The organism is Actinomadura sp. NBRC 104425, assembly GCF_030269545.1.
Classification (GTDB): domain Bacteria; phylum Actinomycetota; class Actinomycetes; order Streptosporangiales; family Streptosporangiaceae; genus Spirillospora; species Spirillospora keratinilytica.
In genome coordinates this window covers 183638-208413 of sequence record NZ_BSTN01000003.1, presented here as the reverse complement: position 1 = coordinate 208413, position 24776 = coordinate 183638, and the positions used below count along the sequence as shown (strand labels likewise).

Here is a 24776-nt window from a genome sequence, read left to right as displayed (position 1 = left end):
CGCCGCTCTCATCACTCCCGTCGACGCGCGCTGGGCAGCCCGACGAGGGCCGTGTGGATGTGGTCGTCGAGTTCGGTGACGAACGGCTCGGACCGCCACGGCCGCAGCTCCTGCCGCGCCTGCCGCAGCCGCCACGCGGGCACCCTGCCCCGCGTGGCGGCCGCGAGCTCCACGCATTCGTGCAACTGTCCGGCCGCCGTCTCCGCCGCCCCCGGACCTCCGCTACGCAATGTGGCCAACGCCCGGTCGGCCAGCACGATCGCGCGCTGGACGCTTCCCCGCGATCCCCCGAGCGCCCGCGCCGCCCGGCCGAGCCGCTCCTCGGCAGCCTCGGCCTCGCCCAGGAACAGACCGCAGACGCCTTCGAAGCCCTCCAGCCGTCCTTTGGAGAACGTCCCGCCCATGGGATCGTCGGAGGTGTCGGTGTCGAGATCGCACCAAGCCAGGCGCAGCGCGGCCCGTGCGTGGCGGTGCAGGGGAGGAGTGCTACGCGCGGCCATCTCCGCCTGGAGTGCGTGTGCCCGTGCCCGTACCAGCCGACTCGGGCCGCTGCACGCGTCCGCCACAGCGGTATCGGCGAGGCGCCGGGCCCTGGCGATGTCGCCGGTGGCGTAGTAGACGACCATCGTCTGGCCGGTGCGGATGAGCGCTCGGTGGGACGGGTCCGCACCGCAGGTGGTGCTCACCGCCTGCTCGTAGAGCGCGAGGGCCGCGCCGTCGTCATGGGTCTCGAACGCCAGCCGGGCCGCCAGGGCGTACGCGGTGCCCGCGACCCGGCGGAGCCGTGCCCGCACGGTCGGCGGCTGCTCACCGGCCAGAAGGCGCCGGCAGGCGTCGACCACCGCGGCGTGGCTCAGGTGCAGACGCACGAACGGCACCGAGCCGACCTGCGCGTCGACCGCTGCGGTGGCGACGTCGAGCTCATCGAGCAGCGGCAGGTCGGCGGTCTCCGGACGGGCGAGGGCCGCGGCGAGATGCCGCCGCAGGCGCGTACCGAGGAACGCCAGAAGGCTCGTCCCGGACTCGGTGACCGCCGCCGCCGTGGAGGCGGCCAACTCGTCCAGCCGGTCCCGTTCCACGCCCAGCGACGACAGTGCCGCCAGCAGCTCCTGGAAGTCCGAGCCCGAGCCCAGGGCGACGGCTCCGAGAGGCGTGCGGGCGTACAGGTGGGCGAGTAGCACTTGGTAGCGCTCGTCGGGCGGGTGCTCTCCCGCCTCCCAGCGGGCGATCGTGCGTTTGATGCTCGCGGGTTGGGCCGCGGCGATGCGGGCGAAGCGCAGCCGGGTCGCCAGGGAGCGCAGTTCGGCCGCCAGGTCGCCCCAGGACATGCCGCGGGCCTCGCGGAGGCGGCGGAGGGTTCGCGCGCCCTGCTGCTTGTCGGTGCTCACACCGGCAGTACATCACCGATCGTGATCAAATGGGCACGATCAGGCGTGGAAGTCCCCGCTCGGCCGCATAGGCGAGCGTGTAGGCCGTGCCGCTGCTCGCGTCGGCGCCCGCGCGGGGAAACCCGATCACGAAATCGCTGCGGTCCACCATCCAGCGGTTGCGGGCGTGGTAACCCGGCGTGCGCGGCTCGCCGCCCAGTTCCACCAGTTCACCGAGGCGTCCGGCGGCGCGGGCGGCCGCGACGGCATCCCGGGCTGCGGGCGGCTGGTCGGCGAGCTTCGCCGGGACGGCGACGATGAGGTCGGCCTCGGTCTCGTCCGCCAGCCACAGCAGCGCCAGCGAATCGATGCCCTTCGCGCCGCCGAGATGGAAGCGGGCGCCGCGGCGCGCGAACGGGCGGACGTACTCCTCGAACAGCGCCCGGTACTCGTGAGCGGCGCGGTGGCCGGTGGACCGCGTCCCCGTGATCGTCATCGCCTGCGGCACCGTGCGCTCCCCGTGTCATCAGATGTCATCTGTTGACGCACCGCAGCCGCCGATTCACTGAGCGGTATGAACGCCCCATTCGACAAGTCTGCCACCTCCCGTCAGGACGCTGCGGCGCGGCGGGCTGAGATCGCGGCGCTGGTGCACTACTTCCCCGGTGTCCAGGTGTGGTTCGGCGTCTACACGCGGCACTGGTGGGCGCTGCACGACGGGCGCTTGTACATGGGCCGTACTCCCGCGCACATCGGAGAGCAGATCGCCGGTGTCCGTGGGCAGGCGTGGCCGTCCCCCAACGTTCACGGCGCCGACCCCAGGCCGCCGGGTGAGCCTGCGGGAGGCGGTGGAGCATGGCGATGACGAGTGTGGGCGTCATGCTCCTGCGCCGTTACCTGAGGTGTCGCGGGTGGCGGCTGTATGACCTGGGCGGCGGTGTCTTCGAGATCGCTCCGGCCGACGGTCGGCGGCTGCGGGCGCCGTTGCCGCCGCTCGCCCTGGCGCCGCTGCGGCGCGACGGCTGGGTCTGGTGGCAATGGGCGGCGACGCTGTACCCGATTCCGATCTGCCGCGGCGCATGGTTCGACCGGGCCGGGCCGCTGATCGCGGCGACGCTCGACCGCGTCGTGGATCTCGCCGACGAGGCGGCCCCTGGTGCGGGGCCGCCTGCCGGTGGCGGAAGTTGAGCGGGCGCCGTCGTTTGGCTCGTTTGTGCGGGTTCGCGTTGGAAGTCTTGGTTGTGTGATGGGGTGGGGCTTGTTGGAGATCGTCCTTGGTTAGGGGTGTGTCTGTGCGGCGGGGGTTGAGGGTGGTGTTGTGGGGGGTTGCCTATGTGCTGGGGTTGGTGGCCCTGGTGATCGCGGGGGCGTGGACGTGGTGGCAGCCCGAGCCCAGGGCGCGGGGCACACTGGTCAACGGGTTGTGGGCGCGGCACCAGTGGGTGGGGGAGCCGCACACCGAGCAGGAGTACCGCGACCTGGCGCGGCTGCTGCGGGAGAACCGGATCACCGACGTGTTCTTCCACGCCGGGCCGTTCGAGGCCGACGGCACGGTGCCGCCCGCCAAGTACCGCAACGCGGGGAAGCTCATCGAGGCGATGCGGCGGTACGCGCCGGGGGTGCGCGCCCAGGCGTACCTGGGGCAGATCCGCAAGGTGGACGGGCACGGCATCACCGACCTGGACGACCCGGCCGTGCGCGCACGCGTGCTGGACACCGACCGGATCTTTTTGGACCTGGGGTTCGACGGCATCCACTACGACTTCGAACCCGTCTACCCGGACGACGGCGCGTTCCTCGACCTGCTGGAGAGCACCCGCGAGCTGACCCGGGCCCGCGGCCGGGTGCTGTCGGTGGCGCTGGAGCAGCCGACGCTGGTGGACGCGGCGCAGCCCGTCTACAAGAGGCTCCTTCCGCGTCACGGGACCGTGCACTACCCACCGCGGCCGACCGAGGAGTACCTGCGAGCCGTCGCCGACCGGGCCGACCAGGTGGCGATCATGACCTATGACGTGTCGCTGCCGACCGAGTCGCTGGCGGGGTGGCATTTCGCCCGCCACACCCGGCGCACCCTGGAGCTGATCGGCGACCGCACGACGGTGTTCATGGGCGTCCCGACGTACCGGCCGCTCATGGACTGGGCCGAGGACCTGCCGGTGGCGCTGCGGGGGGTGCGGCGCGGCCTGGACGGGCTGGAACGCCCGCCGGCGCGGCCCTACGGGGTGGGCATCTACGCCGAGTGGACCACCGACGCCGGGGAATGGGCCCGTTACCGGGCGAGTTGGCTGCCGGAAACGTCAGGGAACCTTAGCGGTTAGGCAAGGCGACCTCGCCGCATCGGCGGGTCGTCGGCCGAGCCCGCCGGGAGCGAATCGGCCGTAGCGGGCAAACCCCGCAACCGGTTATCAAATTCGCGTGATTCGCGGCATGTCCCGGCGTCGGTCGTCGGTACCACATCTCCGTGTTATCCGATCGAGTCCGGATAGTGGCCGGACTGGGCCCGGAACGCGTAGTTCGCGTGCAAACATGTGCGTCAGAGAAGCCGTCGCCACGCGTACCCCCGAGCGTGTGGCGACGGCTTCTTCCACGTCCTCCCACGTGGCGGTCCCCCGCCCGCGATGCCGCGGCCCGGACGCGCCTGGTCGGACACCCCCACGGGGTGGAGGGACCTGCGGGTCCACGGTGCCCCGCCGTAGCGGTACCGTTCGTTGCATGGCACCCAGCACAACGAGTGACGCTCCGTTCGGGCGGATGCTGACCGCGATGGTCACCCCCTTCCTGCCCGACGGCCGAGTCGACTACGACGGAGCCGCCCGGCTGGCGGCCCATCTGGTCGATGAGCAGCGCTGTGACGGCCTGGTCGTCAACGGGACGACCGGCGAGTCGCCCACCACCGGCGATGCCGAGAAACAGCGGCTGGTACGCATCGTCGTGGAGACGGTCGGCGACCGCGCGACGGTCGTCGCCGGTGCCGGGACCAACGACACCGCGCACAGCGCCGAGCTGGCCCGCCAGGCCGAGGCCGCCGGGGCGCACGGCCTGCTGGTGGTCACGCCGTACTACAACAAGCCGCCGCAGGAGGGCCTGCTGCGGCACTTCACCGAGGTGGCCGACGCCACCGATCTGCCGGTGATGCTGTACGACATCCCGGGCCGCACCGGAGTGCCGATCCACACCGACACCCTGCTGCGCCTGGCCGAGCACCCGCGCATCCTCGCGGTCAAGGACGCCAAGGGCGACCTGTTCGCCGGATCGCAGGTGATGGCCGCCAGCCCGCTGGTGTTCTACTCCGGCGACGACGCCCTCAACCTGCCCTGGCTGGCGGTGGGCGCCGCCGGGTTCGTCAGCGTGATCGGCCACGTGGTGGGCGCGGACCTGCGTGAGATGATCGACGCGTACCTCGCCGGAGACCGGGAACGGGCTTTGGCGATCCACCGCCGGCTGCTGCCCGTCGTCACCGCGATCATGACCCGCACGCAGGGCGCCATCGCCGTCAAGGCCGCGCTGAACCTGCTGGGGCTGCCCGGCGGCACCGTCCGCGCGCCGCTGGCGGACGCCTCGCCCGAATTCGCGGCGCGTCTGCGGGAAGACCTGATGATTGGGGGAGTCAAAGTGCCGGAGGCGAGTGTTCCGGAGGTCGATGCGTGAGTCATCCGCACCCGGATCTCTCCCCTCCGCCGCCGCTGGCGGAGGGCGGGCTGCGCGTCGTCGCGCTCGGCGGGCTGGGCGAGATCGGCCGCAACATGACGGTCTTCGAGTTCGACGGGCGGTTGCTGCTGGTCGACTGCGGGGTGCTGTTCCCCGAGACGGAGCAGCCCGGCGTCGACCTGATCCTGCCCGACTTCGAGTACATCCGCGGCCGGCTGGACGCGGTGGACGCGCTGATCCTCACCCACGGCCACGAGGACCATATCGGCGCCGTCCCGTACCTGCTGCGCGAACGGCCCGACATCCCGATCGTGGGGTCGCGGCTGACGCTGGCGCTGCTGGCCGCCAAACTCTCCGAGCACCGCATCAAGCCGGAGCTGACCGAGGTCGGCGAGGGCGAGCGGCGCACGTTCGGGCCGTTCGACTGCGAGTTCCTGGCCGTCAACCACTCCATTCCGGACGCGCTCGCGGTGGCGGTGCGCACCCCCGCCGGCCTGGTGCTGCACACCGGCGACTTCAAGATGGACCAGCTGCCGCTGGACGGGCGGCTGACCGACCTGCCGGGGTTCGCCCGGCTGGGCGCCGAGGGCGTCGACCTGCTGATGTCGGACTCGACCAACGCCGAGGTGCCCGGTTTCGTCACCAGCGAGCGCAACATCGGCCCGGTGATCGACGAGGTGTTCCGCACCGCGCAGGAGCGGATCATCGTGGCCTGCTTCGCCTCGCACGTGCACCGGGTGCAGCAGGTGCTGGACGCGGCGGTCGCCAACGGCCGCAAGGTGTGCTTCATCGGCCGCTCGATGGTGCGCAACATGGGCGTGGCCCGCGAGCTGGGCTACCTCAACGTGCCCGACACGGTCATGGTGGAGCAGAAGGAGATCGACAACTTGCCGCCGGACCGGCTGGTGCTGGTGTGCACCGGTTCGCAGGGCGAGCCGATGTCGGCGCTGTCGCGGATGGCCAACCGCGACCACCAGATCCGCGTCACCGAGCGCGACACCGTCGTGCTGGCGTCCTCGCTGATCCCCGGCAACGAGGAGTCGGTCAACCGGGTGATCAACGGGCTGACCCGGTGGGGCGCCCGCGTGGTGCACAAGGGCAACGCGCTGGTGCACGTGTCGGGGCACGCCGCGGCCGGCGAGCTGCTGTACGTCCTGAACGTCACCAAGCCCGGCAACTTCCTGCCGATCCACGGCGAGTGGCGGCACCTGCGCGCGCACGCCAAGCTCGCCGCGATGACCGGCGTGCCGGACGAGAACATCGTCATCGCCGAGGACGGCGTGGTGGTGGACCTGGTCGACGGCCGGGCCCGGATCGCCGGGGCGGTGCCCGCCGGGTACGTGTACGTCGACGGGCTGTCGGTCGGCGAGGTCACCGAGACGTCGCTGAAGGACCGGCGGATCCTCGGCGAGGAGGGGTTCGTCTCCATCGTGGTGGCGGTCGACTCCACCTCGGGCAAGCTGCTGGCCGGCCCGGAGATCCACGCGCGCGGCGCGGGCATCGTCAACGAGGACTTCGACGAGGTGCTGGACCGGATCGAGGCGGTGCTGCGGGACGCGGCCGCCGACGGGATCAACGACTCGCACCAGCTCAGCCAGCTGATCCGCCGCACGGTCGGCAAATGGGTCAGCGACAGCTACCGGCGCCGCCCGATGATCGTCCCGGTGGTCGTCGAGGTCTGACCGCTCCGCCGGCTCTTCGAGCCCCCGCCCGGCGCGGCCATCCGGGCGGGGGAGGTGTGCGGGGCCGGTGTGCAACACGCCGCCTGCGGTACTCGCGGAACCCGTGAGGTCCTTGGCTAGTCTCAGCATCATGGCCACACGTGCGTCCGGGGGAGCGAAAGGGGCTGCTGGGCGTTCCCGAGCGGCCTCGCAAGCTCCGCGCACCCGGTCGGCCGCGGCGCGCAGACCCTCCGGCTCGCCGGCTCCGCGAAAGCGTCCGAGCGGTGCGGCCAGGGGAGGCGGCGGCCGCGGCGCGGCCAAGCGCCCCCCGCAGCGACCCGGTCCGTTCGCCCAGCTGTTCATCGGCCTTTTCACGCTGCTGGCCAAGCTCTACCACCTGCTGGCGGTGACGGTCGGGTCGGTGTTCCGCGCGTACGGGCGCGGCGCCCGCGAACTGGACGCCGAGCACCAGCGCGACGGCCTGGGCCTGGCGCTGCTGGGCGGCGCGATCGTGCTGGCCTCGGTGACGTGGTGGCGGCCCGACGGCGTGCTCACCCGGGCGCTGGAGCAGGTGGTGCGCGGCGGCCTCGGGGTGGTCTGCATGGGCCTGCCGCTGCTGCTGGCCGTGCTGGCCTGGCGGGTGCTGCGCCATCCCGAGCACAACGAGGAGAACCCGCGCATCGTCATCGGCCTGACGGCGCTGGGCGTCGGTGTGCTGGGCATCCTGCACCTGGCCGCGGGCGGCCCGTCCCCGGCCAGGGACATGGCGGGCGTGCGGGCTGCGGGCGGCGTCGTCGGCTGGCTGGCCGCCGCGCCGCTGGAGGCCGCGCTGAGCGGCTGGGTGGCGGTGCCGCTGCTGCTGTTGCTGTCGGCGTTCGGGCTGCTGGTGGTCACGGCGACGCCGATCAACCGGGTGCCCGAGCGGCTGCACGACCTGTGGTCGGTGGCGACTTTGCAGGGCCGCCCGGAGCGCCCCGGACGCCGCCCCGCCGCCGCGGACGAGGACGACGCGCCGCCCCGGCCCAGGCGGCGCCGCAGGAAGACCCCGCAGGACGGCGACGAGCTGGAGGTCGGCGAGCACTCCAAGCCGTACGACACCCCCGTCCTGCAGGACAGGCCGAAGAAGAGCGCGCCGCAGCCGGAGCTGGCCGACGAGCTGTTCGGCCCCGACCCGTTCGGCTCGCCCGCGCCGCCCGCGGCCGTCCCCGACCCGCCCTCCGAGCCCGAGCCGGCGACCGAAGTCGTGCCCGCACCGCCGCCCGCCCTCGAGGTGCCGGACCCGACCCCGGCGCCGCGCCAGGCCGAGCAGCTGCCGCTGTCGTCGTCGGGGGAGATCTACGAGCTGCCCTCGCCCGCGCTGCTGCGTCCCGGCACGGCGGCCAAGCCGCGCACCAAGGCCAACGACATGGTGGTGCAGGCGCTCACCGAGGTGCTGGAGCAGTTCGACATCGACGCGCAGGTCACCGGGTTCACCCGGGGGCCGACGATCACGCGCTACGAGATCGAGCTGGGCCCGGCGGTGAAGGTCGAGAAGGTCACCGCGCTGACCAAGAACATCGCCTACGCGGTCAAGAGCGCGGACGTGCGGATCATCTCCCCGATCCCCGGCAAGTCCGCGATCGGCGTGGAGATCCCCAACGTCGACAAGGACATCGTCAGCCTGGGCGACGTGCTGCGCTCGCCCGCCGCGGTCAACGAGCAGCACCCGATGGTGGTGGGGCTGGGCAAGGACGTCGAGGGCCGCACGGTGGTGGCGAACCTGGCGAAGATGCCGCACATCCTCATCGCGGGCGCCACCGGGGCCGGCAAGTCCACCTGCATCAACGGGCTGATCACCTCGGTGCTGATGCGGGCCACCCCGGACGAGGTGCGGATGATCCTGGTCGATCCCAAGCGGGTCGAGCTGACGATGTACCAGGGCATCCCGCACCTGATCACCCCGATCATCACCAACCCGAAGAAGGCCGCCGAGGCGCTGGAGTGGGTGGTCGGGGAGATGGACCGCCGCTACGACGACCTGGCCGCGTCCGGGTTCCGGCACATCGACGACTTCAACAAGGCGGTGCGGGCGGGCCGGCTCACCGCGCCGCCCGGCAGCGAGCGGGTCTACCAGCCGTACCCGTACATGCTGGTGATCGTGGACGAGCTGGCCGACCTGATGATGGTGGCGCCGCGCGACGTCGAGGACTCGGTGGTGCGCATCACCCAGCTGGCCCGCGCCGCCGGGATCCACCTGGTGCTGGCCACCCAGCGGCCCAGCGTGGACGTGGTGACCGGGCTGATCAAGGCGAACGTGCCGTCCCGGCTGGCGTTCGCCACCTCCTCGCTGGCCGACAGCCGCGTCATCCTCGACCAGCCGGGCGCGGAGAAGCTGGTCGGGCAGGGCGACGCGCTGTTCCTGCCGATGGGCGCCAGCAAGCCGATGCGCATCCAGAACGCGTTCGTCTCCGAGAAGGAGATCCACGCGGTCGTCGAGCACTGCAAGAAGCAGATGGAGCCCGCCTACCGGGAGGACGTCACCGAGGCGGCGGGCCCGAAGAAGCAGATCGACGAGGACATCGGCGACGACATGGACCTGCTGCTGCAGGCCATCGAGCTGGTGGTCAGCACGCAGTTCGGGTCGACGTCGATGCTGCAGCGCAAACTGCGCGTGGGGTTCGCCAAGGCGGGCCGGCTGATGGACCTGATGGAAAGCCGCGGCATCGTCGGTCCCAGCGAGGGGTCCAAGGCGCGCGACGTGCTCACCAAGCCGGACGAGCTGGCCGAGGTGCTGGCCAAGGTGCGCGGCGAATCGTGAACCGCGCGCAACGATCATCGCCGAACACCCGCCGCGGGACCGTGATGATCGCGTACGATCGGCCCACCGCGGGCGGCGCGGCCGCTCCGTCCGTCGCTCGCGTTCGCGGACATTTCGTCATAAATCCCTCGCCATGCCATAAATGATCTTTGGTTGGCGGGGGCGGGGGGTGGATGACGCCTTCGGCGCCGTTTCCCCCGTCGGCATGGCGGATTGATGCGAAATCTTGCCCAGTTTCGAACGTGTTGCCTGTCGCCCAGCGGGCATTGCGATTTCTAGACTGGTGTCACAGGAGTGTGGGGACGGTCCAGGCGCGCTCTCAGGGAGGCCCGGCGTGAGCATTGGTGAGACCTTGGCGAGGGAGCGTCAGCGGGCCGGTCTCACGATCACGCAGGTGAGCTTGCGAACGCGGATTCGTGAGACCGTCATCCGCGGCATCGAACGCGACGACTTCAGCGCCTGCGGCGGCAACTTCTACGCCCGCGGGCACATCCGCAGCATCGGCCGCGTGATCGGCATCGATCCGGAGCCGCTGGTGCAGGAGTTCGACGCGATGCACGGCGGCGCCCCCGCGCCGATCTCCGCGGTCACCGCGTTCGAACCGGAGCACCCGGTGCCGTTCCGCGAGCGCCGCGCGCCGAACTGGAGCGCGGCGATGGCCCTGGCCCTGGCGCTCGTGGTCATCTACGGGGTGTTCCAGGTGTTCAGCGGCGACTCCGCGCACCGCACCGCCCGGCAGGTGGCCGGATCCCCCGAGCTGGGCGCGGTCTCCCCGTCGCCCACGGACACGCGGCGGGCCGAGGAGCCGGTGGCCGTGGCGCCGCGCAAGAACGTCCAGCTCGCGGTGCAGGCGCGGCGCAACACGTGGCTGAGCGTGCAGGGCGACAAGGGCCGCGAGCTGTTCAGCGGCACGCTGCGTCCCGGGCAGTCGCGCGAGTGGACGGCCAAGAAGAAGATCAGCATCATCATCGGCAACAGCTCCGGGGTGCGGCTGACCGTCAACGGCAAGAACCTGGGCACGCCCGACCAGAACGGCGGGGTGGTCCGGCTGAGCTTCACACCCGACGACCCCGATGCCGCCTGACCCGCGGCGCCGCCCGGAACGGGGTCCGGGCGGGTGCCCCCGGACGCAACGCGCGGGGCCCGCGGCCCGTTACCGTTAGGGCATGTCCAATCGCCGCACGGTCTCCCTCGTCACCCTCGGCTGCGCACGCAACGAGGTCGACTCCGAAGAGCTCGCCGCCCGCCTGGAGGAGTCGGGGTGGGGCCTGACCGACAACGCCGACGACGCCGACGTGGTCGTGGTCAACACCTGCGGTTTCATCGAGGCGGCCAAGAAGGACTCCATCGACACGCTGCTGGCCGCGCACGACTCGGGCGCCAAGGTGGTGGCGGCGGGCTGCATGGCCGAGCGGTACGGCAGGGAGCTGGCCGAGGCGCTGCCCGAGGCCGACGCGGTGCTCGGCTTCGACGACTACGCCGCGATCGGCGAGCGGCTGGACGATGTGCTCGCCGGACGCCGGCTCACCCCGCACACCCCCCGCGACCGGCGCACCCTGCTGCCGATCACGCCCGTGGAGCGGTCGGCGTCCGCCTCGGCCGTCGCGGTCCCCGGGCACGGCGCGCCCGCCGACCTGCCCGCCGACCTGCCCGCCGACCTGCCCGACGGGGTCGCCCCGGCGTCCGGGCCGCGGGTGCTGCGGCGCCGGCTGGGCGGCGGGCCGGTCGCGCCGCTGAAGCTGGCGTCCGGCTGCGACCGCCGCTGCTCGTTCTGCGCGATCCCCGCCTTCCGCGGCGCGTACGTGTCGCGCCCCCCGGCCGACGTGCTGGCCGAGGCGCGCTGGCTGGCCGGGCATGACGTGCGCGAGCTGGTGCTGGTCAGCGAGAACTCCACCTCCTACGGCAAAGACCTGGGCGACCTGCGCGCCCTGGAGAAGCTGCTGCCCGAGCTGACGGCGGTGGACGGCGTCGCCCGGGTGCGCGTCAGCTACCTGCAGCCCGCCGAGCTGCGCCCCGGCCTCATCGAGACGATCTGCGGGACGCCGGGCGTCGCGCCGTACTTCGACCTGTCCTTCCAGCACGCCGCGGCCCCGGTGCTGCGCCGGATGCGCCGGTTCGGCGACCCGGAGCGCTTCCTGGAGCTGCTCGACCGCATCCGCGCGCTGGCGCCGGAGGCGGGCGTGCGGTCCAACTTCATCGTCGGCTTCCCCGGCGAGACCGACGGCGACGTCGAGGAGCTGCTGGCGTTCCTGTCCGCCGCCCGACTGGATGCGGCGGGGGTCTTCGGGTACTCCGACGAGGACGGGACCGAGGCCGCGACCCTGGACGGCAAGCTGCCGCCCGAGGAGATCGCCGCCCGGGTGGAGGAGGTGTCGGCGATGGCCGAGGAGCTGACCGCGCAGCGCGCCGAGGAGCGCATCGGGACGCGGGTGGAGGTGCTGCTGGAGGACAAGACGCCGGACGGCGCGTTCGAGGGGCGCGCCGCCCACCAGGCGCCCGAGGTGGACGGCGCGGTCGTCGTGCACGGTGCGGCCGGGGCGTCCCCCGGCGACATCGTCACGGCCACCGTGACCGGCAGCGACGGCGTCGACCTCGTGGCGGACATGTCATGATCGCCGGAGCGCCCGACCCGGTGGCGGGCTCGGCGGCGCCCTCCGGCCCGCCCGCCCCCTCCGGCCCGCCCGCCCCGCAGGCCAGCGTCTACAACATCGCCAACGGCCTGACGATGCTGCGCATCCTCATGGTGCCGGTGTTCGTGTGGCTGCTGTTCCAGGACGGCACGGCCTGGCGGCTGGCGGCGTTCGCGGCGTTCGCGGTGGCCTCCGTCACCGACAAGATCGACGGTGATCTGGCTCGCAGCCGCGGCCTGGTCACCGACTTCGGCAAGATCGCCGACCCGATCGCCGACAAGGCGCTGACCGGGGCGGCGCTGATCGGCCTGTCGGTGCACGGCGAGCTGTGGTGGTGGGTGACCGCACTGATCCTCACCCGGGAGATCGGCATCACCGTGCTGCGCCTGGTGGTGATCCGCTACGGCGTGATCGCCGCCAGCAAGGGCGGCAAGCTGAAGACGCTGCTGCAGGTCATCGCCATCGGCCTGTACATCCTGCCCGGCCCGTTCGACCCGGTGCGCTGGGCGGTCATGGGCGCGGCCGTGGCGGTGACGGTGGTGACCGGCGCCGACTACGTCGTGCGGGCGTGGCGGCTGCGCCGCACCGCGCGCCCGGCGCCGGCGGGGAAGGCGCCGTGACGGAGCTGACCTACGCCGAGGTCGGCGCCACCGAACACGGCGACCTGCCCGGCGGCTACCGGCACCTGCGCCACCGCGCGCTGGTCGGCTCGGGGCCGCGCGCGATGCGGGAGGCGGCCGACGCCGTCCTGGAGTTCTGGATGCACCGTGCGGCGGGCGTGCGCATCGACGCGTCGGCGCAGCGGGCCGCGCCCGGCGTGCACGTCGAGTCGCGCATGGGCATCGGCCCGCTGAGCCTGTCGGCGCCGTGCCGGGTCGTGTGGGTGCAGGACGGCGCACGCCGCGCGGGCTTCGGCTACGGCACCCTGCCGGGGCATCCAGCGACGGGGGAGGAGGCGTTCGCGGTGGAGCTGGACGACATGGACGACGTGTGGCTCCAAGTGACCTCGTTCAGCCGCCCCGCCGGGTGGCAGATGCGCGCGGCGGGCCCGCTGGCCCCGCTCTTCCAGCGCGTCTACGCCCGCCGCCTGGGTACCACCCTGCGCCGCCTGGTCGGCTGAGCGCGGGGCGGGGGTTCTGTACACGCGCCGATCCCCTCCGAAGGAATCCGGGCGGGCCGCCTGCCCAGGATGACCCGCTCCCCCGATGGGGTGCGCCCGCAGCGCGTCGTCCCGCCGCCCCGATCCCCGACGGGCTGCCTCGGCGCGAGTAGATTCGGTGCCCACCGGCTGCGAGAGGGGACGCGATGCGGGTCGAGTTGCTCACCGTCGGAGACGAGCTGCTGCTCGGCGACACGGTCAACGGCAACGCGGCGTGGTTGGGGCGGCGGCTGGCCGACCACGGCGTCGAGGTGACGCGCAGCGTGGTCGTCGGCGATGAGCTCGACGTGATCGCCGAGGCGGTCGCCGAGGCGCTCGGCCGCGCTGACGCGGTCATCGCCACCGGCGGCCTCGGCCCGACCGGCGACGACGTCACCCGGGACGCGCTGGCCAAGGCGGCGGGCGTGGCGCTCGTCCGCGACCCGGCGCTGGAGCGGCGGCTGCGCGAGCGCGCCGCAGCGGCCGGGCGCGAGCTGCAGCCGATGGCGCTGCGCATGGCGGACGTCCCCGAGGGCGCCGGGCTGCTGGCCAACTCGGCGGGCAGCGCCCCGGGCCTGCGGGTGCGCCTGCCGGGCGGAACGGTGTACGCACTGCCGGGCGTCCCGGCCGAGGTGCGCACGATCATGGAGGAGGTCGTGCTGCCGGAGCTGGCGGACGCCGCCCGGTCTCAGGGGCGCGGCCGCACGGCGGCGCGCCGCGTCCTGCGCACCGCCGGCATCTGGGAGTCCGAGCTCGCCGCCGCGCTGGCGCCGGTGCAGGCCCTCGACGGCGTCGCGCTGGCGTACCTGCCCGAGCCCGCCGAGGTGCGGGTCCGCCTCACCGCCGCGCCGGACCGGCTCGACGACGTCGAGCGGCGCGTCCGCGAACTGCTCGGACCGGGCGCGGTCTACGGCACCGGCGGCGAGACCCTGGACCGGGTCGTGCACCGGCTGCTGGCCGAGCGGTCGGCGACGGTGGCGACCGCCGAGTCCCTCACCGGGGGGCTGATCGGCGCCGAGCTGACCCGGATGCCCGGCTCGTCGGCGACGTACGCCGGGGGAATGGTGGCGTACTCCACGGCGTTGAAGGAGGAGTTGCTCGGCGTCCCGGCCGACCTGCTCGCCGAGCACGGCGCGGTGCATCCGGACGTGGCCGCGGCCATGGCCGCCGGAGTGCGCGAACGCCTCGGCGCCGGCTACGGCGTGGCGGTCACCGGCGTGGCGGGTCCCGACCCGCAGGACGGCCGTCCGGTCGGCACCGTCTTCGTCGGCGTGGCCGGTCCCGCAGGACCGCCCGTGGTGATCGAACCGCGACTGCCCGTGCCCGGCACCGGTGCCGAGGCGCGTGGAATAATTCGCCGAATGACCGTTGTGCATGCTCTTGAGCTGCTACGACGTGTTCTGCTGGACTTGCCGGTGCGGTGGGCGGCGGTCCCCGGCGGGGGCCACGCTCGCGAAGATCGGGAAGTCTAGGGCTGATTACAGCGTTACGTTCCAAGCGAACACGAAATCCACGGTCTGCCACCCCCGCGTCCGAGCCGGGTACGGTGGAACCGTCAGATGGTCCACACTGAGGGAGGGAGCGAGACGATGGTCCTGCTTCGCCAGCTGCTCGGTGACGTACTGCGGCAGCTGCGGCTGCGCCAGGGACGCACCCTCCGCGAGGTGTCCGCGGCGGCACGGGTTTCCCTCGGCTATCTCTCCGAGGTCGAGCGGGGACAGAAAGAAGCCTCTTCGGAACTGCTCTCCTCGATCTGCAAGGCCCTGGGGGTCCCGCTGTCGCACGTGCTTCGTGAAGTGGCGGACCAACTGGCCTTGGCCGAGCTCCAGCACGAGCCGGTGCTGGCGGGCGCTCCGCCCGAGCACGAGCGCATCTCCGACGAGCGGATCCCGTCCGAACGCATCCCGGCCACCCCGGAGGAGATCACCGGCGAGTTCCGCGCCGACATGGTCGCGGCCTAGCACGGGGAGCGGCGGCCCGCCCCGGCCGCCCCGGGCGCGGTGCCACCCCGTGCCCTGCCGGGCGCGGCCGTGCCCGCATGCCGTGAGGTGACGCGGGGCGCCGGCCGATGTGGCCGGTCTCACGGATGAATGCGGCTTTTATGGGGAGCCTTCCGTTGTTAGTGCCGATACCGGTGAATGACGTGGAAGGAACTCCCAAATGGCAACGGTCAAAAGCCCGCTGGGCGATGAGGCCCGCAAGGTCGTGGCGGAGGCGCTGCAGGGCGCCCTCGTCGACCTGATCGATCTGTCGCTGTTCGCCAAACAGGCCCACTGGAACCTGACGGGCCGCAACTTCAAGGTCGTCCACGAGCACCTCGACGAGGTCGTGGACCTGGCCCGCACGTACACCGACGAGGTGGCCGAGCGCGCCATCGCCCTCGGCATCAACCCCGACGGCCGGGTCCGCACCGTCGCCGACCGCACCCCGATCCCGCAGCTGGAGCCGGGCTACGTGGCCGACGACAAGGTGGTGGCCGCGATGACCGACGTGCTGGCCCAGCTGATCGAGCGGTTCCGCGAGCGGGTGCGGGCCACCGACGAGCCCGACCCGGTCACCCAGGACCTGCTCATCGAGGTCACCAGCAAGCTGGAGAAGCAGCACTGGATGTTCCAGGCCCAGCTGTAACCGCAGCGACGGGCGGCACGACGGCCACGATCGACCAGCGCGGAACCCCGGCCGCAGGCGGCCGGGGCTCGGCGTGAGAAGGGGGCGGTGACGCGCGCCGAGCACGCACGCGGCCGCCCCGCCGTGACAGCCCCGTGACAGGCGCTGCGGCGGCCGTCACGGAGCCGGGGGCAGGTGGGCTTGGACGGTGGCGGCGAACTCAACGGCGAGCGGGCTGAGGGCGTCCCAGCTGCGCGCCGCCCAGCCCGCCTCCAGCGGCGGCAGCTCCGGGATCGGCACCAGCCGCACCTCGTCCCGGGGGTTGCGCGTCCAGCCGGGCAGCGCGGGCAGGACGGCATGCCCGAGCCCGAGCTCGGCCAGCAGCAGCGCGGTGTCCCAGTCGGCCACGCTCGTGGTGGACTCCAGGCGCACGCCGTGCCGCTCCAGATGGCCCGCCAGATGCCCGCGCGACGTCGACTGCTCGGGCAGCTCGATGTGCCGGGTCCCGGCCAGGTCGGCGAGCGCGACCGACTCGCGGCGCGCCAGCGGCGCGTCCGCGCGCACCGCCAGCACCCACGGCATCCGGTAGGAGGGGCGCTGCTCGATCCCGTCCACCGGCGGGCCGATCGTCACCCAGGCCAGGTCGGCGTCGTGGGCGTGCACCGCCTCCAGGCAGCGGCGGCTGGAGTTGGCCGTCTGGAACTGCAGCGTCACGTCGGGATGGCGGTCCCGGAAGGCCGCCACGCCCGCCGCCATGAAGTGCCGTACGGTGGTCGCGCCGGTCGCGATGCGCACCGTGCCGCCCCGGCCGCGCCGCAGGTCGTCCAGCTGCCCCAGCGCCGCGTCCAGTCCGGCCAGGCCCTCGGCGGCCGCGCGGCGCAGGATCCGCCCCGCCCGGGTGGGCACCACCCCGCGCGGCCGCCGCTCCAGCAGCACCAGGCCGGTCTCCCGCTCCAGCCGCTTGACGTGCTGGCTGACCGCCGACTGGCTGCACGACATCTCCCGCGCCACCGCGCTCAGGCTCTGCGCATCGCACACGGCCACGAACACCCGAAGGTCGTCCAATGTCATGCGTCCAAGGTAGAACTTGGAGATCGCCAAGCGAACCCGAGAATTGACTTAATCTCGCGGGCGGCGCACGATCGCCGTAGCAGGCGGCGACCCGCCCGGGGGCTCGCGCGACCCCGGCGGGCGCCGACCGCTGCGGGAGCTATGCGCCGCCCGCCGGCGCGGGCTGGCAGTGCGGGCACCAGAAGGTGACGCGTTCGGCGGCGTCCGGTCCCTGGTCGGCGCGCCGCACCCGGGTGCCGCAGCGGCGGCAGGGCAGGCCGGCGCGCCCGTAGACCCAGTGCTCGCGGCCGGGGCGCCGGTCGCCGGTGGTGATGTGGCCGCGGCGGTCCCTGTTGGCGTCCAGCAGCCGGTGCGCCAGGTCCACCAGGTCCGGCAGGTCGGGCACGTCGCCGACGGGCGTCCAGGGGTGCACGCCGCGCAGGAACAGCACCTCGGCCTTGTAGACGTTGCCGATCCCGGCCAGGCGGGTCTGGTCGAGCAGCGCCTCGCCGATCGGGCGGGCGGGCTGCTCCGCCAGGCGCCGGACGGCCTCGGCGGCCGGCCCGGGACCCCAGTCCGCGTCCAGCAGGTCGGGGCCGAGGTGCCCGACGGCGCGGTGCTCCTCGGCGGTGCGCAGCAGGTTCACGGTGCCGAGACGGTAGCCGAGCGCCAGCCATTCGGCGTTGCCGAGGACCAGGCGGATGCGGTGGTCGCGCGGGGGCGGCCCGGCGGCCCGGCGCACGCGCCACACGCCGTCCATCTTCAGATGCGTGTGGACGGTGACGCCGCCGTCGACGCGCACGAGCAGGTGCTTGCCGCGCGCCACGGCCTCGAGGACGGTGCGTCCGCGCAGGTCGGCGGTCGCCAGCCGGGGCACCCGAAAGTCGCTGCGCGTCAGCGGACGCCCGGCGAGCGCCTCGTGCAGGCGCCGGGCGGTCTGCCAGACGACGTCGCCCTCGGGCATGGTGCGCCCCTCAGCAGCCCCTCACATGCCCCTCAGATGAAGGACGGGCTCTCCCAGGCGGCGGGGTCCTCGGTCAGCTTGCGCACCGGCTCGGGCAGCTCGCCGGACGCGATGTGGGCGAGGGAGACCCGCTCCAGGATGCCGCGCTCGCTGGCGCGCAGCGCGATCCACACCTCCTGCAGCGAACGGGCCGGGCCCTCGTAGCCGACGTGCTCGGGACGCTCGCCCCGTACGCCCAGCAGCGGCCCGTCGATGGCGCGGATGATGTCGGCCAGGGAGATCTGGTCGGCCGGCTTGGCCAGCCAGTAGCCGCCCTCGGGGCCGCGCTGGCTGCGGACCAGTCCGGAACGGCGCAGCTGGCCGAGGATGTTCTCCAGGAACTTTGGCGGGATCTGCTGCGCCTCTGCGAGCTGGACCGCTGTCACCGGGTGACTCCCGGCCACAGCCAGCTCCGCGGCGGCACGCAGCGCGTAGTCGACCCGGGCGGACAATCGCATGGCAGCCATTATCCCTTGTCGGTAGGACTGGTTCGGTTCGGTCCCCCACCTTGATCGCCGACGCCGCGGCGGACCCGCGGAAGGGGCGGTCCGGAGCGTTCCCAAAGCCGTTCGGGCGGCGTGCGCGGCGTGTCCCCGCACGACCGCCCGGCGGCGGCCGCGCGGGGACACGCGGCGGTCAGGCCAGGCCGAGGAGCTCGGCGGCGGCCTGGGCGTTGGCGTGCGCAGCGCCGTAGGTGGCCAGGTGGACGGCCCCGTCCGGACGCCACACCGGCAGGCCCATCTCCACCACGACGGTGTCGGGGCGGGCAGCCACCAAAGCCTGGGCCAGGGCCCGCTGGCCCGCATGGCGGTGCGCGTCGCGCAGCACGACGACGAGACCGCGGCCGCTGGCACGTTCCAGCACGTCCTCCGCCTCCGCCGCCGACCCCTCGGCCCGCACCGCGTCCGGCGCCCACGGGCCGAGCCCCCACGGGGTGGGCCCGACCGCGATGTTCCCGGTCGCGGCCACCTCGACGACCAGCGGGGCCTTCCCGCCGTTGCGCCAGTCGGGCAGCTCGCCCGACACCCGCACCGCCCGGCGGGCCGCCTCCAGCCCGGTGGCGCGGTCGGCGGTGGCCGGGGCGCGGTCGGCCAGCCAGTCGCGCAGCGCGCGGGTGCGGGCCGCCGCGTCCGCCAGGCGGTCAAGGGGCAGCCGCCCGCTGCGCACCGCCTCCTCGATCGCAGCCAGGACGGCGCGCAGGCTGTCGTGGTGTTCGCGCGAGCCCAGGCACAGCAGGTCGGCGCCCGCCAGCAGGGCCCGCACGGCCGCCTCGGGGATTCCGATCTCGCCGCTGGCGCCCGCCATGTCCAGCGCGTCGGTCACGATCACCCCGTCGTAGCCGAGGCGGCCGCGCAGCAGCCCGGTGATGGCGGCGCGGGACAGGGTGGCCGGGACGCCCCCGGTGACCGCGGGCAGGTTCAGATGGCCGGTCATCACCGCCCGCGTTCCGGCCTTGATCGCCGCGCGGAACGGCACCAGCTCGCGGCGCTCCAGCAGCGCCATGTCGGCGTCCACGACCGGCACGGCCAGGTGGGAGTCGGCCACGGTGGCGCCGTGGCCGGGGAAGTGCTTGGCGCACGCGGCCACCCCCGCCTCCTGGGTGCCGGTCACGGCGGCGGCCGCGTGCCGGGCCACCAGCTCGGCGTCGGAGCCGAACGAGCGGGTGCCGATCACCGGGTTGTCGGCGGCGGTGTTGACGTCCACCGACGGGGCGAAGTTGAGGTTCACCCCCGCCTCGGCCAGCTCGGCGCCCAGCGACCGGTAGACCCGGCGGGTCAGCTCGGGGTCGTCGACGGCGCCGAGCGCGGCGTTGCCCGGATAGGGGCTGGCGGTCACGTGCCCGGTGAGGCGGGTGACGTCGCCGCCCTCCTCGTCGATGGTGACCAGCGGGTCTCCCGCCTTGCGCAGCTCGGCGGTCAGCGCGGCCAGCTCCTCGGTCCCTGGCACGTTGCCGTTGATGGCGAAGACGGTGACGCCGCCCAGCCCCCTCTCCACCTCCTCCAGCAGCCAGCGGGGCGGCAGCGCGCCGGGGAAGGCGGGCAGCAGCGTGCCCCGCGCCAACCGGGTGATCTCGCTGTCCGTTCGGCTCGTCTCCGGCCCGCTCATCCCTTCACCGCCCCGGCGGTCAGGCCCGCGACCATGCGGCGCTGGACCAGCAGGAAGAACGCGATGACCGGCACGGTCAGCAGCGTGGAGGCGGCCATGATCGGCCCCCAGGCGTTGCCGCTGCGGCCGAAGAAGAACTGCAACATGATCGGCAAGGTGTATCTGTCCTGGTCGTCGAGGAAGGTGAAGGCGAAGATGAACTCGTTCCAGGCGGTGATGAACGAGAAGATGCTCGTGGCCACCAGGCCCGGCGCCACCAGCGGCAGCAGGACGGCGACGAACGTGCGCACCGGCCCGGCGCCGTCGATGGCGGCGGCGTCCTCCAGCTCGCGCGGCACCGCGGCGACGAAGCCGCGCAGCATCCAGATCGCGAACGGCACCGCGAAGGCGATGTAGACCACCAGCAGCCCGGCCAGGCTGTTGAGCATGTCCAGCCGCTTGAGGTCCAGGAACAACGGGATGACCAGGGCCTCGATCGGCACCATCTGCACCACCAGCAGCATGATCAGGAACGTGGTGCGGAACCGGAACCGGAACCGCGCGACGGCGGTGGCGGCCAGCAGCGCCAGCAGGCTGGACACCAGCACGGTGCCGAGCGCCAGCAGCGCGCTGTTGCGCAGGTACACCCAGAACGGCACCTCGGCGATGCCGCCGTTCACCACCAGGTCGAAGTGCTGCAGGGTGGGATGCGCGGGCAGCGGCCGCGGCGTGGTGCTGAAGATCTCGGTGTTGGGCTTGAACGCCGTGGACACCATCCACAGCACGGGGAACACGGCGACCGCGAAGACCAGCAGCCCGGCGCCGTTCAGCAGGGCCTTGCGCACGCCCTTGGTCCTGGCGCTCATGCCGTCTCCCCCTGGCGCACCATGACGCGCACGTACACGGCCGTGACGACCAGCAGGATCGCCGTCAGCACCAGCGCGATCGCCGAGCCCATGCCGAGCTTGGGATTGAGCGACCCGAACGCCTCGGAGTAGGCGTACAGCGACAGGTTGAAGGCGTCCCGGTTGGCCATCCCGGCCATGATGAACAGCTGGGTGAACACCTTGAAGTCCCAGATCACGCTCATCACGACCAGCACCATGAAGATCGGTTTGAGCAGCGGGAAGGTGATCTGCCAGAACGCGCGCCAGGGGCCGGCGCCGTCCACCCGCGCCGCCTCGTACAGCTCGCCGGGCAGGCTCTTCAGCCCGGCCAGCACCGAGACGGCCACGAACGGGCAGGACTGCCACACCACGCACACCGTCAGCACGGTGTAGGTGGGCAGCGGGGCGGCGAACCAGTTGTAGTCGCTCCAGCCGCCGCCGACCAGCGCGTCCGGCAGCAGGTCCAGCAACCAGTTGACCAGGCCGCCGGTGGTGCCGAACAGCCAGGAGAAGATGATCGCGGCGGTGACCGGCGGGGTGGCCCAGGCGACCATCACGCCGCCGGCGACGAACCGCGACATGCGCCGGCCGAGCCGGTTGAGCAGCAGCCCCACCAGCGTGCCGAGCACCAGCGTGGCCGTCACCGCGACCGCCGCGAACAGCACGGTCTGCCGCAGCGACTGCCAGAAGAGCGGGTCGCCGAGGATCGTCTCGAAGTTGGCGGTGCCGACGTTCTCGGCGGGCTCGCCGCGCAGCTGCCGGTTGCCGATCTTCTGGAACGACATGACGGCGATCTGCACCATCGGCCAGAACATCAGCACCGCGATGACGACGACGGTCGGCGCGATGAGCAGGTACGGGCCGTAGCGCGGCCCGCGGCGGGTGCGGCGGGGGCGGGCCCGGCCGGAGGGGGCGCTCCGGCCGGGCCGCCTGCGCACCGCCGGAGCGGTGTCGAGCATGGCGTCAGCCCCCGATCACGGGTTGAGCAGCGTGTTGGCCTGCTCGTTGGCCTTCTTCATCTCCTCGGCGGCGGAACCGCCCTGCATCACCGCCTTGACCGTGTTCGGCAGCACCTTCTTGGCCTGCTCGAACTCGCCCCAGCCCGCGCTGATCGGCGGGAACTTGGTGTTGGTCGCGATCTGCGTGAAGGCCGCGAGCGCGGGGTCGGTGAAGCTGACGTCCGAGCGCATCGAGGAGAAGCCGCTGTAGTCGGCCCACGCCTTGGCGTTCTTGGCGTTGTTGAGGACGGTGATGTAGTCGAACGCGGCGTCCTTGGCCTTGCTGTCGTTCCACACCGCCAGGTCCGAGCCGCCCGCCATGACCGGCGCGTTGCCGCCGTTCTTGGCGGGGATCGGGAACACCGCCCACTTGTCGGCGTCCTTGTCGGAGATCTTCTTCATCTCCTTCAGCGCCCAGCTGCCGTCGATGTACATGCCGAGCTTGCCGAGGGCGAAGTCGCGCTGCGGGCCCTCCAGCTCGTTCTTGCCGATGTACTTGGCCGGGGCGACCTTCTCCTTGGTGACCAGCCCGGCGTAGAAGTCGACGGCCTCGACGGCCGCCGGCTGGTCGAGCTTGCCGACGAACTTGCCGCCCTCGTTGACGGCCACCTCGCCGCCGTTGCCCCAGATGAAGCTGAGCAGTGCGTTGGTCTGGTCGCTGGGCGCGCCGATGCCCGGGACCTTCTTGTCGTCCTGGATCCTCTTGGCCGCCGCGGTCAGCTCGGCCCAGGTCTTGGGCGGCTGGATGCCCAGCTCCTGGAACCAGTCCTTGCGGTACCAGACGGCGCGCACGCCGCCGTACCACGGCACGGCGTAGGTCTTGCCACCGGAGCGGTCGTTGGCCAGGGCGGTCTTGTTGAGCTTGGCGCCGTCGGCCCAGCCGTTGAACTTGTCGGTGATGTCGGCGAGGCTGCCCTGCTCGATGTGGGACTGCACGTCGGTGTTGCCCAGCTCGGTGACGTCGGGCCCCTCGCCGCCCGCCGCGGCCTTCTGGAACGTGGTGGCGACCTGCGCCCACGGCACGTACTTGACGACCACGTCGGTGTCGGGGTGCTTCTGCTTGAACTCGGCCTCGACGCCGTCGAGGAACTTGGTCTGCTCGGGCGTCCCGTCGCCCATCATCCAGACCTTGAGCTGCGCGGGGCTCTGGCCCGTGCCGTCACCGTCGTCGTTGCCGCCGCCGCATGCCGTGGCGGCCAGGGCGAGCGCGGCCGTCACGGCCGCTGCCTTGATGTACTTCACTGGGGGTCCTTTCCGGCTCATCCAGCGGGCGGGCCTTCGCGTGCGCGTCCGGGGGATGCGGTGGAACCGGCGGGGAGCCCGTAGGGTCCCAGCCATGGCACCGAATCGGCCCGTGACGCCCTGCTCGTCGGTCGGCTGTCGTGCGGCCTGGTCCGGCACCGGGGGCGGTCCGGCCGCCTGCGCGTAAACTAACAAGAAAGTTTCCTAAACAAAACCGCCTGTTAGCGGATTGAGACGTTGAAGGGGTGGGCCATGGCCAGGCGCCCGGGGACGCCGCGGCTGCTGCGCGAGCTCAACGACCGTGCCGCGCTGGAACTTCTGGTCACGCAGGGGCCGCTGACCCGCGCGCAGATCGGCGCGCACACCGGGTTGTCGAAGGTGACCGCCTCCCAGCTGCTGGCCCGGCTGGAGGAGCGGGGGCTCGTGCAGGTGGTGGGCGAGCGCGCCGGGGGACGCGGGCCGAACGCCGCGCTGTACGCCGTCGTGCCGTCCAGCGCCTACGTGGTGGGCATCGAGGTGGGCCCGGACGGGGTGACCGCCGCCGTCGCCGACATCACCGGCGGCATCGCCTCCCAGGTCACCGTGGACCCGGGCGGCACCGACGACCCCGTCGGGACCGTGCACAGCGCCGTGGTGCGGGCCTGCCGCTCGGCCCGGGTCGCGCTGCGCCGCGTCACCGCGCTGGTCATCGGCACGCCCGGCGTCGTCGACCCGCGCACCGGCGACGTGCAGTTCGCCTTCGACCTGCCCGCCTGGCACGAGGGCGTGCTCGACGCCCTGCACACCGACCTGCGCCGCCCCGTCGTCATCGAGAACGACGTCAACCTGGCCGCCATCGCCGAACGCGCCTACGGCGCGGCGCAGGGCGCCGAGGACTTCGCGCTGGTGTGGCTGGGCCGCGGCATCGGCCTGTCGATCATGCTCGGCGGCCGGCTGCACCGGGGCCGCTCGGGCGGCGCGGGCGAGCTGGGCTACCTGCCCGTCCCCGGCGCGCCCCTGCCGATGGGGTCGGCCCGCCGCGACCACGACGCCGAGGGCGTCACCAAGTCCAGCTCCTGGGGCATCCCGGCCCTGGCCGGCGGATACGGCTCCCTGGTCGGCACCGACGCGGTGCTCGACCTGGCCCGAGCGCACGGCCTCACCGAGCCCACCGCCGTCGACTGCGTGCGCGCCGCGGCCGCCGACGAGGAGCTGGGCGGGGCCTTCCTGGACGAGCTCGCCGACCGCATCTCCTACGGCGTGACCTCGGTGAACATCGTCCTGGACCCCGGCCTGGTCGTCCTGTCGGGCCAGCTGGGACGCGCCGGCGGGCGTCCCCTCGCCACCCGCATCGAACGCGCCGTGGGCCGCTACAGCCCCACCCGCCCGACGGTGGCCGTCACCGAGGTGGAGGGCAACCCCGTCCTGCGCGGCGCCCTGCACGCCGCGCTGGAACAGGCCCGGGAGGAGGTCTTTTCCGCCCCCGCGGGCTGACGCGGCGTCCGGCGCCTCCGCGCGGTGCCGCCGCGGAGGCGCCGCGGTTCACCGCGCGGGGCGGCGCGCCGGCGGCTGCTCGCGGCGCCGCCGAGGATCCCGCAGGGCGCGGTCGAGGACGGTCTGGCTGATGATCTGGCGCCTGCGCCGCCGGGCGGCGACCCACCGTGTCGTCGGTGTCATGGCGACT

The 24776-nt window shown here is 73.0% G+C and carries 24 protein-coding genes; 14 read left to right on the top strand and 10 right to left on the bottom strand.

The genetic code is table 11. The features are described 5' to 3' along the window. Positions 1-11 precede the first annotated feature (11 nt). The gene (locus QSK22_RS06750) at positions 12-1388 is read right to left on the bottom strand and encodes an NsdA family TPR-like regulatory protein (RefSeq protein ID WP_285493119.1); all 1377 of its coding nucleotides are present in this window, start codon (positions 1386-1388) and stop codon (positions 12-14) included. Between the two features lie 25 nt (positions 1389-1413). Further along, positions 1414-1863: a hypothetical protein gene (locus QSK22_RS06745; RefSeq protein WP_285493118.1), complete on the bottom strand. Its 450-nt coding sequence runs from the start codon at positions 1861-1863 to the stop codon at positions 1414-1416. 78 nt (positions 1864-1941) lie between these two features. Between QSK22_RS06745 and QSK22_RS06740 the strand changes: the two genes are divergently transcribed. The 13 genes from QSK22_RS06740 (at position 1942) to QSK22_RS06680 (ending at position 15869) form a co-directional block, all read left to right on the top strand. Then, positions 1942-2232 carry a hypothetical protein gene (locus QSK22_RS06740; RefSeq protein ID WP_285493117.1) on the top strand — a complete coding sequence of 97 codons (291 nt, stop codon included), beginning with the start codon at positions 1942-1944 and terminating at the stop codon, positions 2230-2232. Continuing rightward, entirely contained in the window at positions 2223-2555 is a 333-nt protein-coding gene (locus QSK22_RS06735; protein ID WP_285493116.1) for a hypothetical protein, read from the top strand. The genes QSK22_RS06740 and QSK22_RS06735 overlap by 10 nt, the downstream gene beginning before the upstream one ends. Positions 2556-2680: 125 nt before the next feature. Further along, a complete protein-coding gene (locus tag QSK22_RS06730; protein ID WP_285493115.1) occupies positions 2681-3685 on the top strand; it encodes a glycoside hydrolase family 18 protein in 1005 nt (334 codons plus the stop codon). 394 nt (positions 3686-4079) lie between these two features. After that, positions 4080-5015 (top strand): 4-hydroxy-tetrahydrodipicolinate synthase, encoded by a 936-nt coding sequence (dapA, locus tag QSK22_RS06725; RefSeq protein ID WP_285493114.1) that lies wholly within the window; start codon positions 4080-4082, stop codon positions 5013-5015. Next, entirely contained in the window at positions 5012-6697 is a 1686-nt protein-coding gene (locus QSK22_RS06720) for a ribonuclease J (protein ID WP_285493113.1), read from the top strand. The genes dapA and QSK22_RS06720 overlap by 4 nt, the downstream gene beginning before the upstream one ends. Before the next feature lie 130 nt (positions 6698-6827). Then, complete coding sequence (locus QSK22_RS06715) at positions 6828-9473, top strand: FtsK/SpoIIIE family DNA translocase (RefSeq protein ID WP_285493112.1); 2646 nt, start codon at positions 6828-6830, stop codon at positions 9471-9473. A gap of 394 nt (positions 9474-9867) precedes the next feature. Further along, positions 9868-10557, top strand: coding sequence for a helix-turn-helix domain-containing protein (locus tag QSK22_RS06710; RefSeq protein WP_502872283.1), 690 nt, complete (start codon positions 9868-9870; stop codon positions 10555-10557). 82 nt (positions 10558-10639) lie between these two features. Then, entirely contained in the window at positions 10640-12085 is a 1446-nt protein-coding gene (gene rimO / locus QSK22_RS06705; RefSeq protein ID WP_285493110.1) for a 30S ribosomal protein S12 methylthiotransferase RimO, read from the top strand. Further along, positions 12082-12723: a CDP-diacylglycerol--glycerol-3-phosphate 3-phosphatidyltransferase gene (gene pgsA, locus QSK22_RS06700; RefSeq protein ID WP_285493109.1), complete on the top strand. Its 642-nt coding sequence runs from the start codon at positions 12082-12084 to the stop codon at positions 12721-12723. The genes rimO and pgsA overlap by 4 nt, the downstream gene beginning before the upstream one ends. Next, a complete protein-coding gene (locus QSK22_RS06695) occupies positions 12720-13223 on the top strand; it encodes a DUF1990 domain-containing protein (RefSeq protein ID WP_285493108.1) in 504 nt (167 codons plus the stop codon). Before pgsA ends, QSK22_RS06695 begins: the two co-directional genes overlap by 4 nt. Before the next feature lie 185 nt (positions 13224-13408). After that, entirely contained in the window at positions 13409-14713 is a 1305-nt protein-coding gene (locus QSK22_RS06690) for a CinA family nicotinamide mononucleotide deamidase-related protein (RefSeq protein ID WP_285493107.1), read from the top strand. 117 nt (positions 14714-14830) lie between these two features. Further along, positions 14831-15202, top strand: a complete 372-nt coding sequence (locus QSK22_RS06685) for a helix-turn-helix domain-containing protein (RefSeq protein ID WP_285493106.1) — start codon at positions 14831-14833, stop codon at positions 15200-15202. A 199-nt stretch (positions 15203-15401) separates the two neighbouring features. Then, a complete protein-coding gene (locus tag QSK22_RS06680) occupies positions 15402-15869 on the top strand; it encodes a Dps family protein (protein ID WP_285493105.1) in 468 nt (155 codons plus the stop codon). A gap of 156 nt (positions 15870-16025) precedes the next feature. Here QSK22_RS06680 and QSK22_RS06675 read toward each other — a convergent pair whose 3' ends face one another. The 7 genes from QSK22_RS06675 to QSK22_RS06645 form a co-directional block, all read right to left on the bottom strand. Beyond that, the gene (locus tag QSK22_RS06675; RefSeq protein ID WP_285493104.1) at positions 16026-16919 is read right to left on the bottom strand and encodes a LysR family transcriptional regulator; all 894 of its coding nucleotides are present in this window, start codon (positions 16917-16919) and stop codon (positions 16026-16028) included. 139 nt (positions 16920-17058) lie between these two features. Beyond that, positions 17059-17862, bottom strand: coding sequence for a DNA-formamidopyrimidine glycosylase family protein (locus QSK22_RS06670; protein WP_285493103.1), 804 nt, complete (start codon positions 17860-17862; stop codon positions 17059-17061). A 32-nt stretch (positions 17863-17894) separates the two neighbouring features. Next, complete coding sequence (locus QSK22_RS06665) at positions 17895-18359, bottom strand: RrF2 family transcriptional regulator (protein ID WP_285493101.1); 465 nt, start codon at positions 18357-18359, stop codon at positions 17895-17897. Between the two features lie 178 nt (positions 18360-18537). Further along, a complete protein-coding gene (locus tag QSK22_RS06660; RefSeq protein ID WP_285493100.1) occupies positions 18538-20007 on the bottom strand; it encodes a glycoside hydrolase family 3 protein in 1470 nt (489 codons plus the stop codon). Then, on the bottom strand, positions 20004-20852 hold the full coding sequence (locus tag QSK22_RS06655) for a carbohydrate ABC transporter permease (protein WP_285493099.1): 849 nt from the start codon (positions 20850-20852) through the stop codon (positions 20004-20006). The genes QSK22_RS06660 and QSK22_RS06655 overlap by 4 nt, the downstream gene beginning before the upstream one ends. Next, on the bottom strand, positions 20849-21832 hold the full coding sequence (locus QSK22_RS06650) for a carbohydrate ABC transporter permease (RefSeq protein WP_285493098.1): 984 nt from the start codon (positions 21830-21832) through the stop codon (positions 20849-20851). The genes QSK22_RS06655 and QSK22_RS06650 overlap by 4 nt, the downstream gene beginning before the upstream one ends. Before the next feature lie 15 nt (positions 21833-21847). Next, positions 21848-23113 (bottom strand): extracellular solute-binding protein, encoded by a 1266-nt coding sequence (locus QSK22_RS06645; protein ID WP_285493097.1) that lies wholly within the window; start codon positions 23111-23113, stop codon positions 21848-21850. Between the two features lie 252 nt (positions 23114-23365). Between QSK22_RS06645 and QSK22_RS06640 the strand changes: the two genes are divergently transcribed. After that, on the top strand, positions 23366-24586 hold the full coding sequence (locus QSK22_RS06640; RefSeq protein WP_285493096.1) for an ROK family transcriptional regulator: 1221 nt from the start codon (positions 23366-23368) through the stop codon (positions 24584-24586). 48 nt (positions 24587-24634) lie between these two features. Here QSK22_RS06640 and QSK22_RS06635 read toward each other — a convergent pair whose 3' ends face one another. Beyond that, positions 24635-24769, bottom strand: coding sequence for a hypothetical protein (locus tag QSK22_RS06635; RefSeq protein WP_285493095.1), 135 nt, complete (start codon positions 24767-24769; stop codon positions 24635-24637). Positions 24770-24776 lie beyond the last annotated feature (7 nt).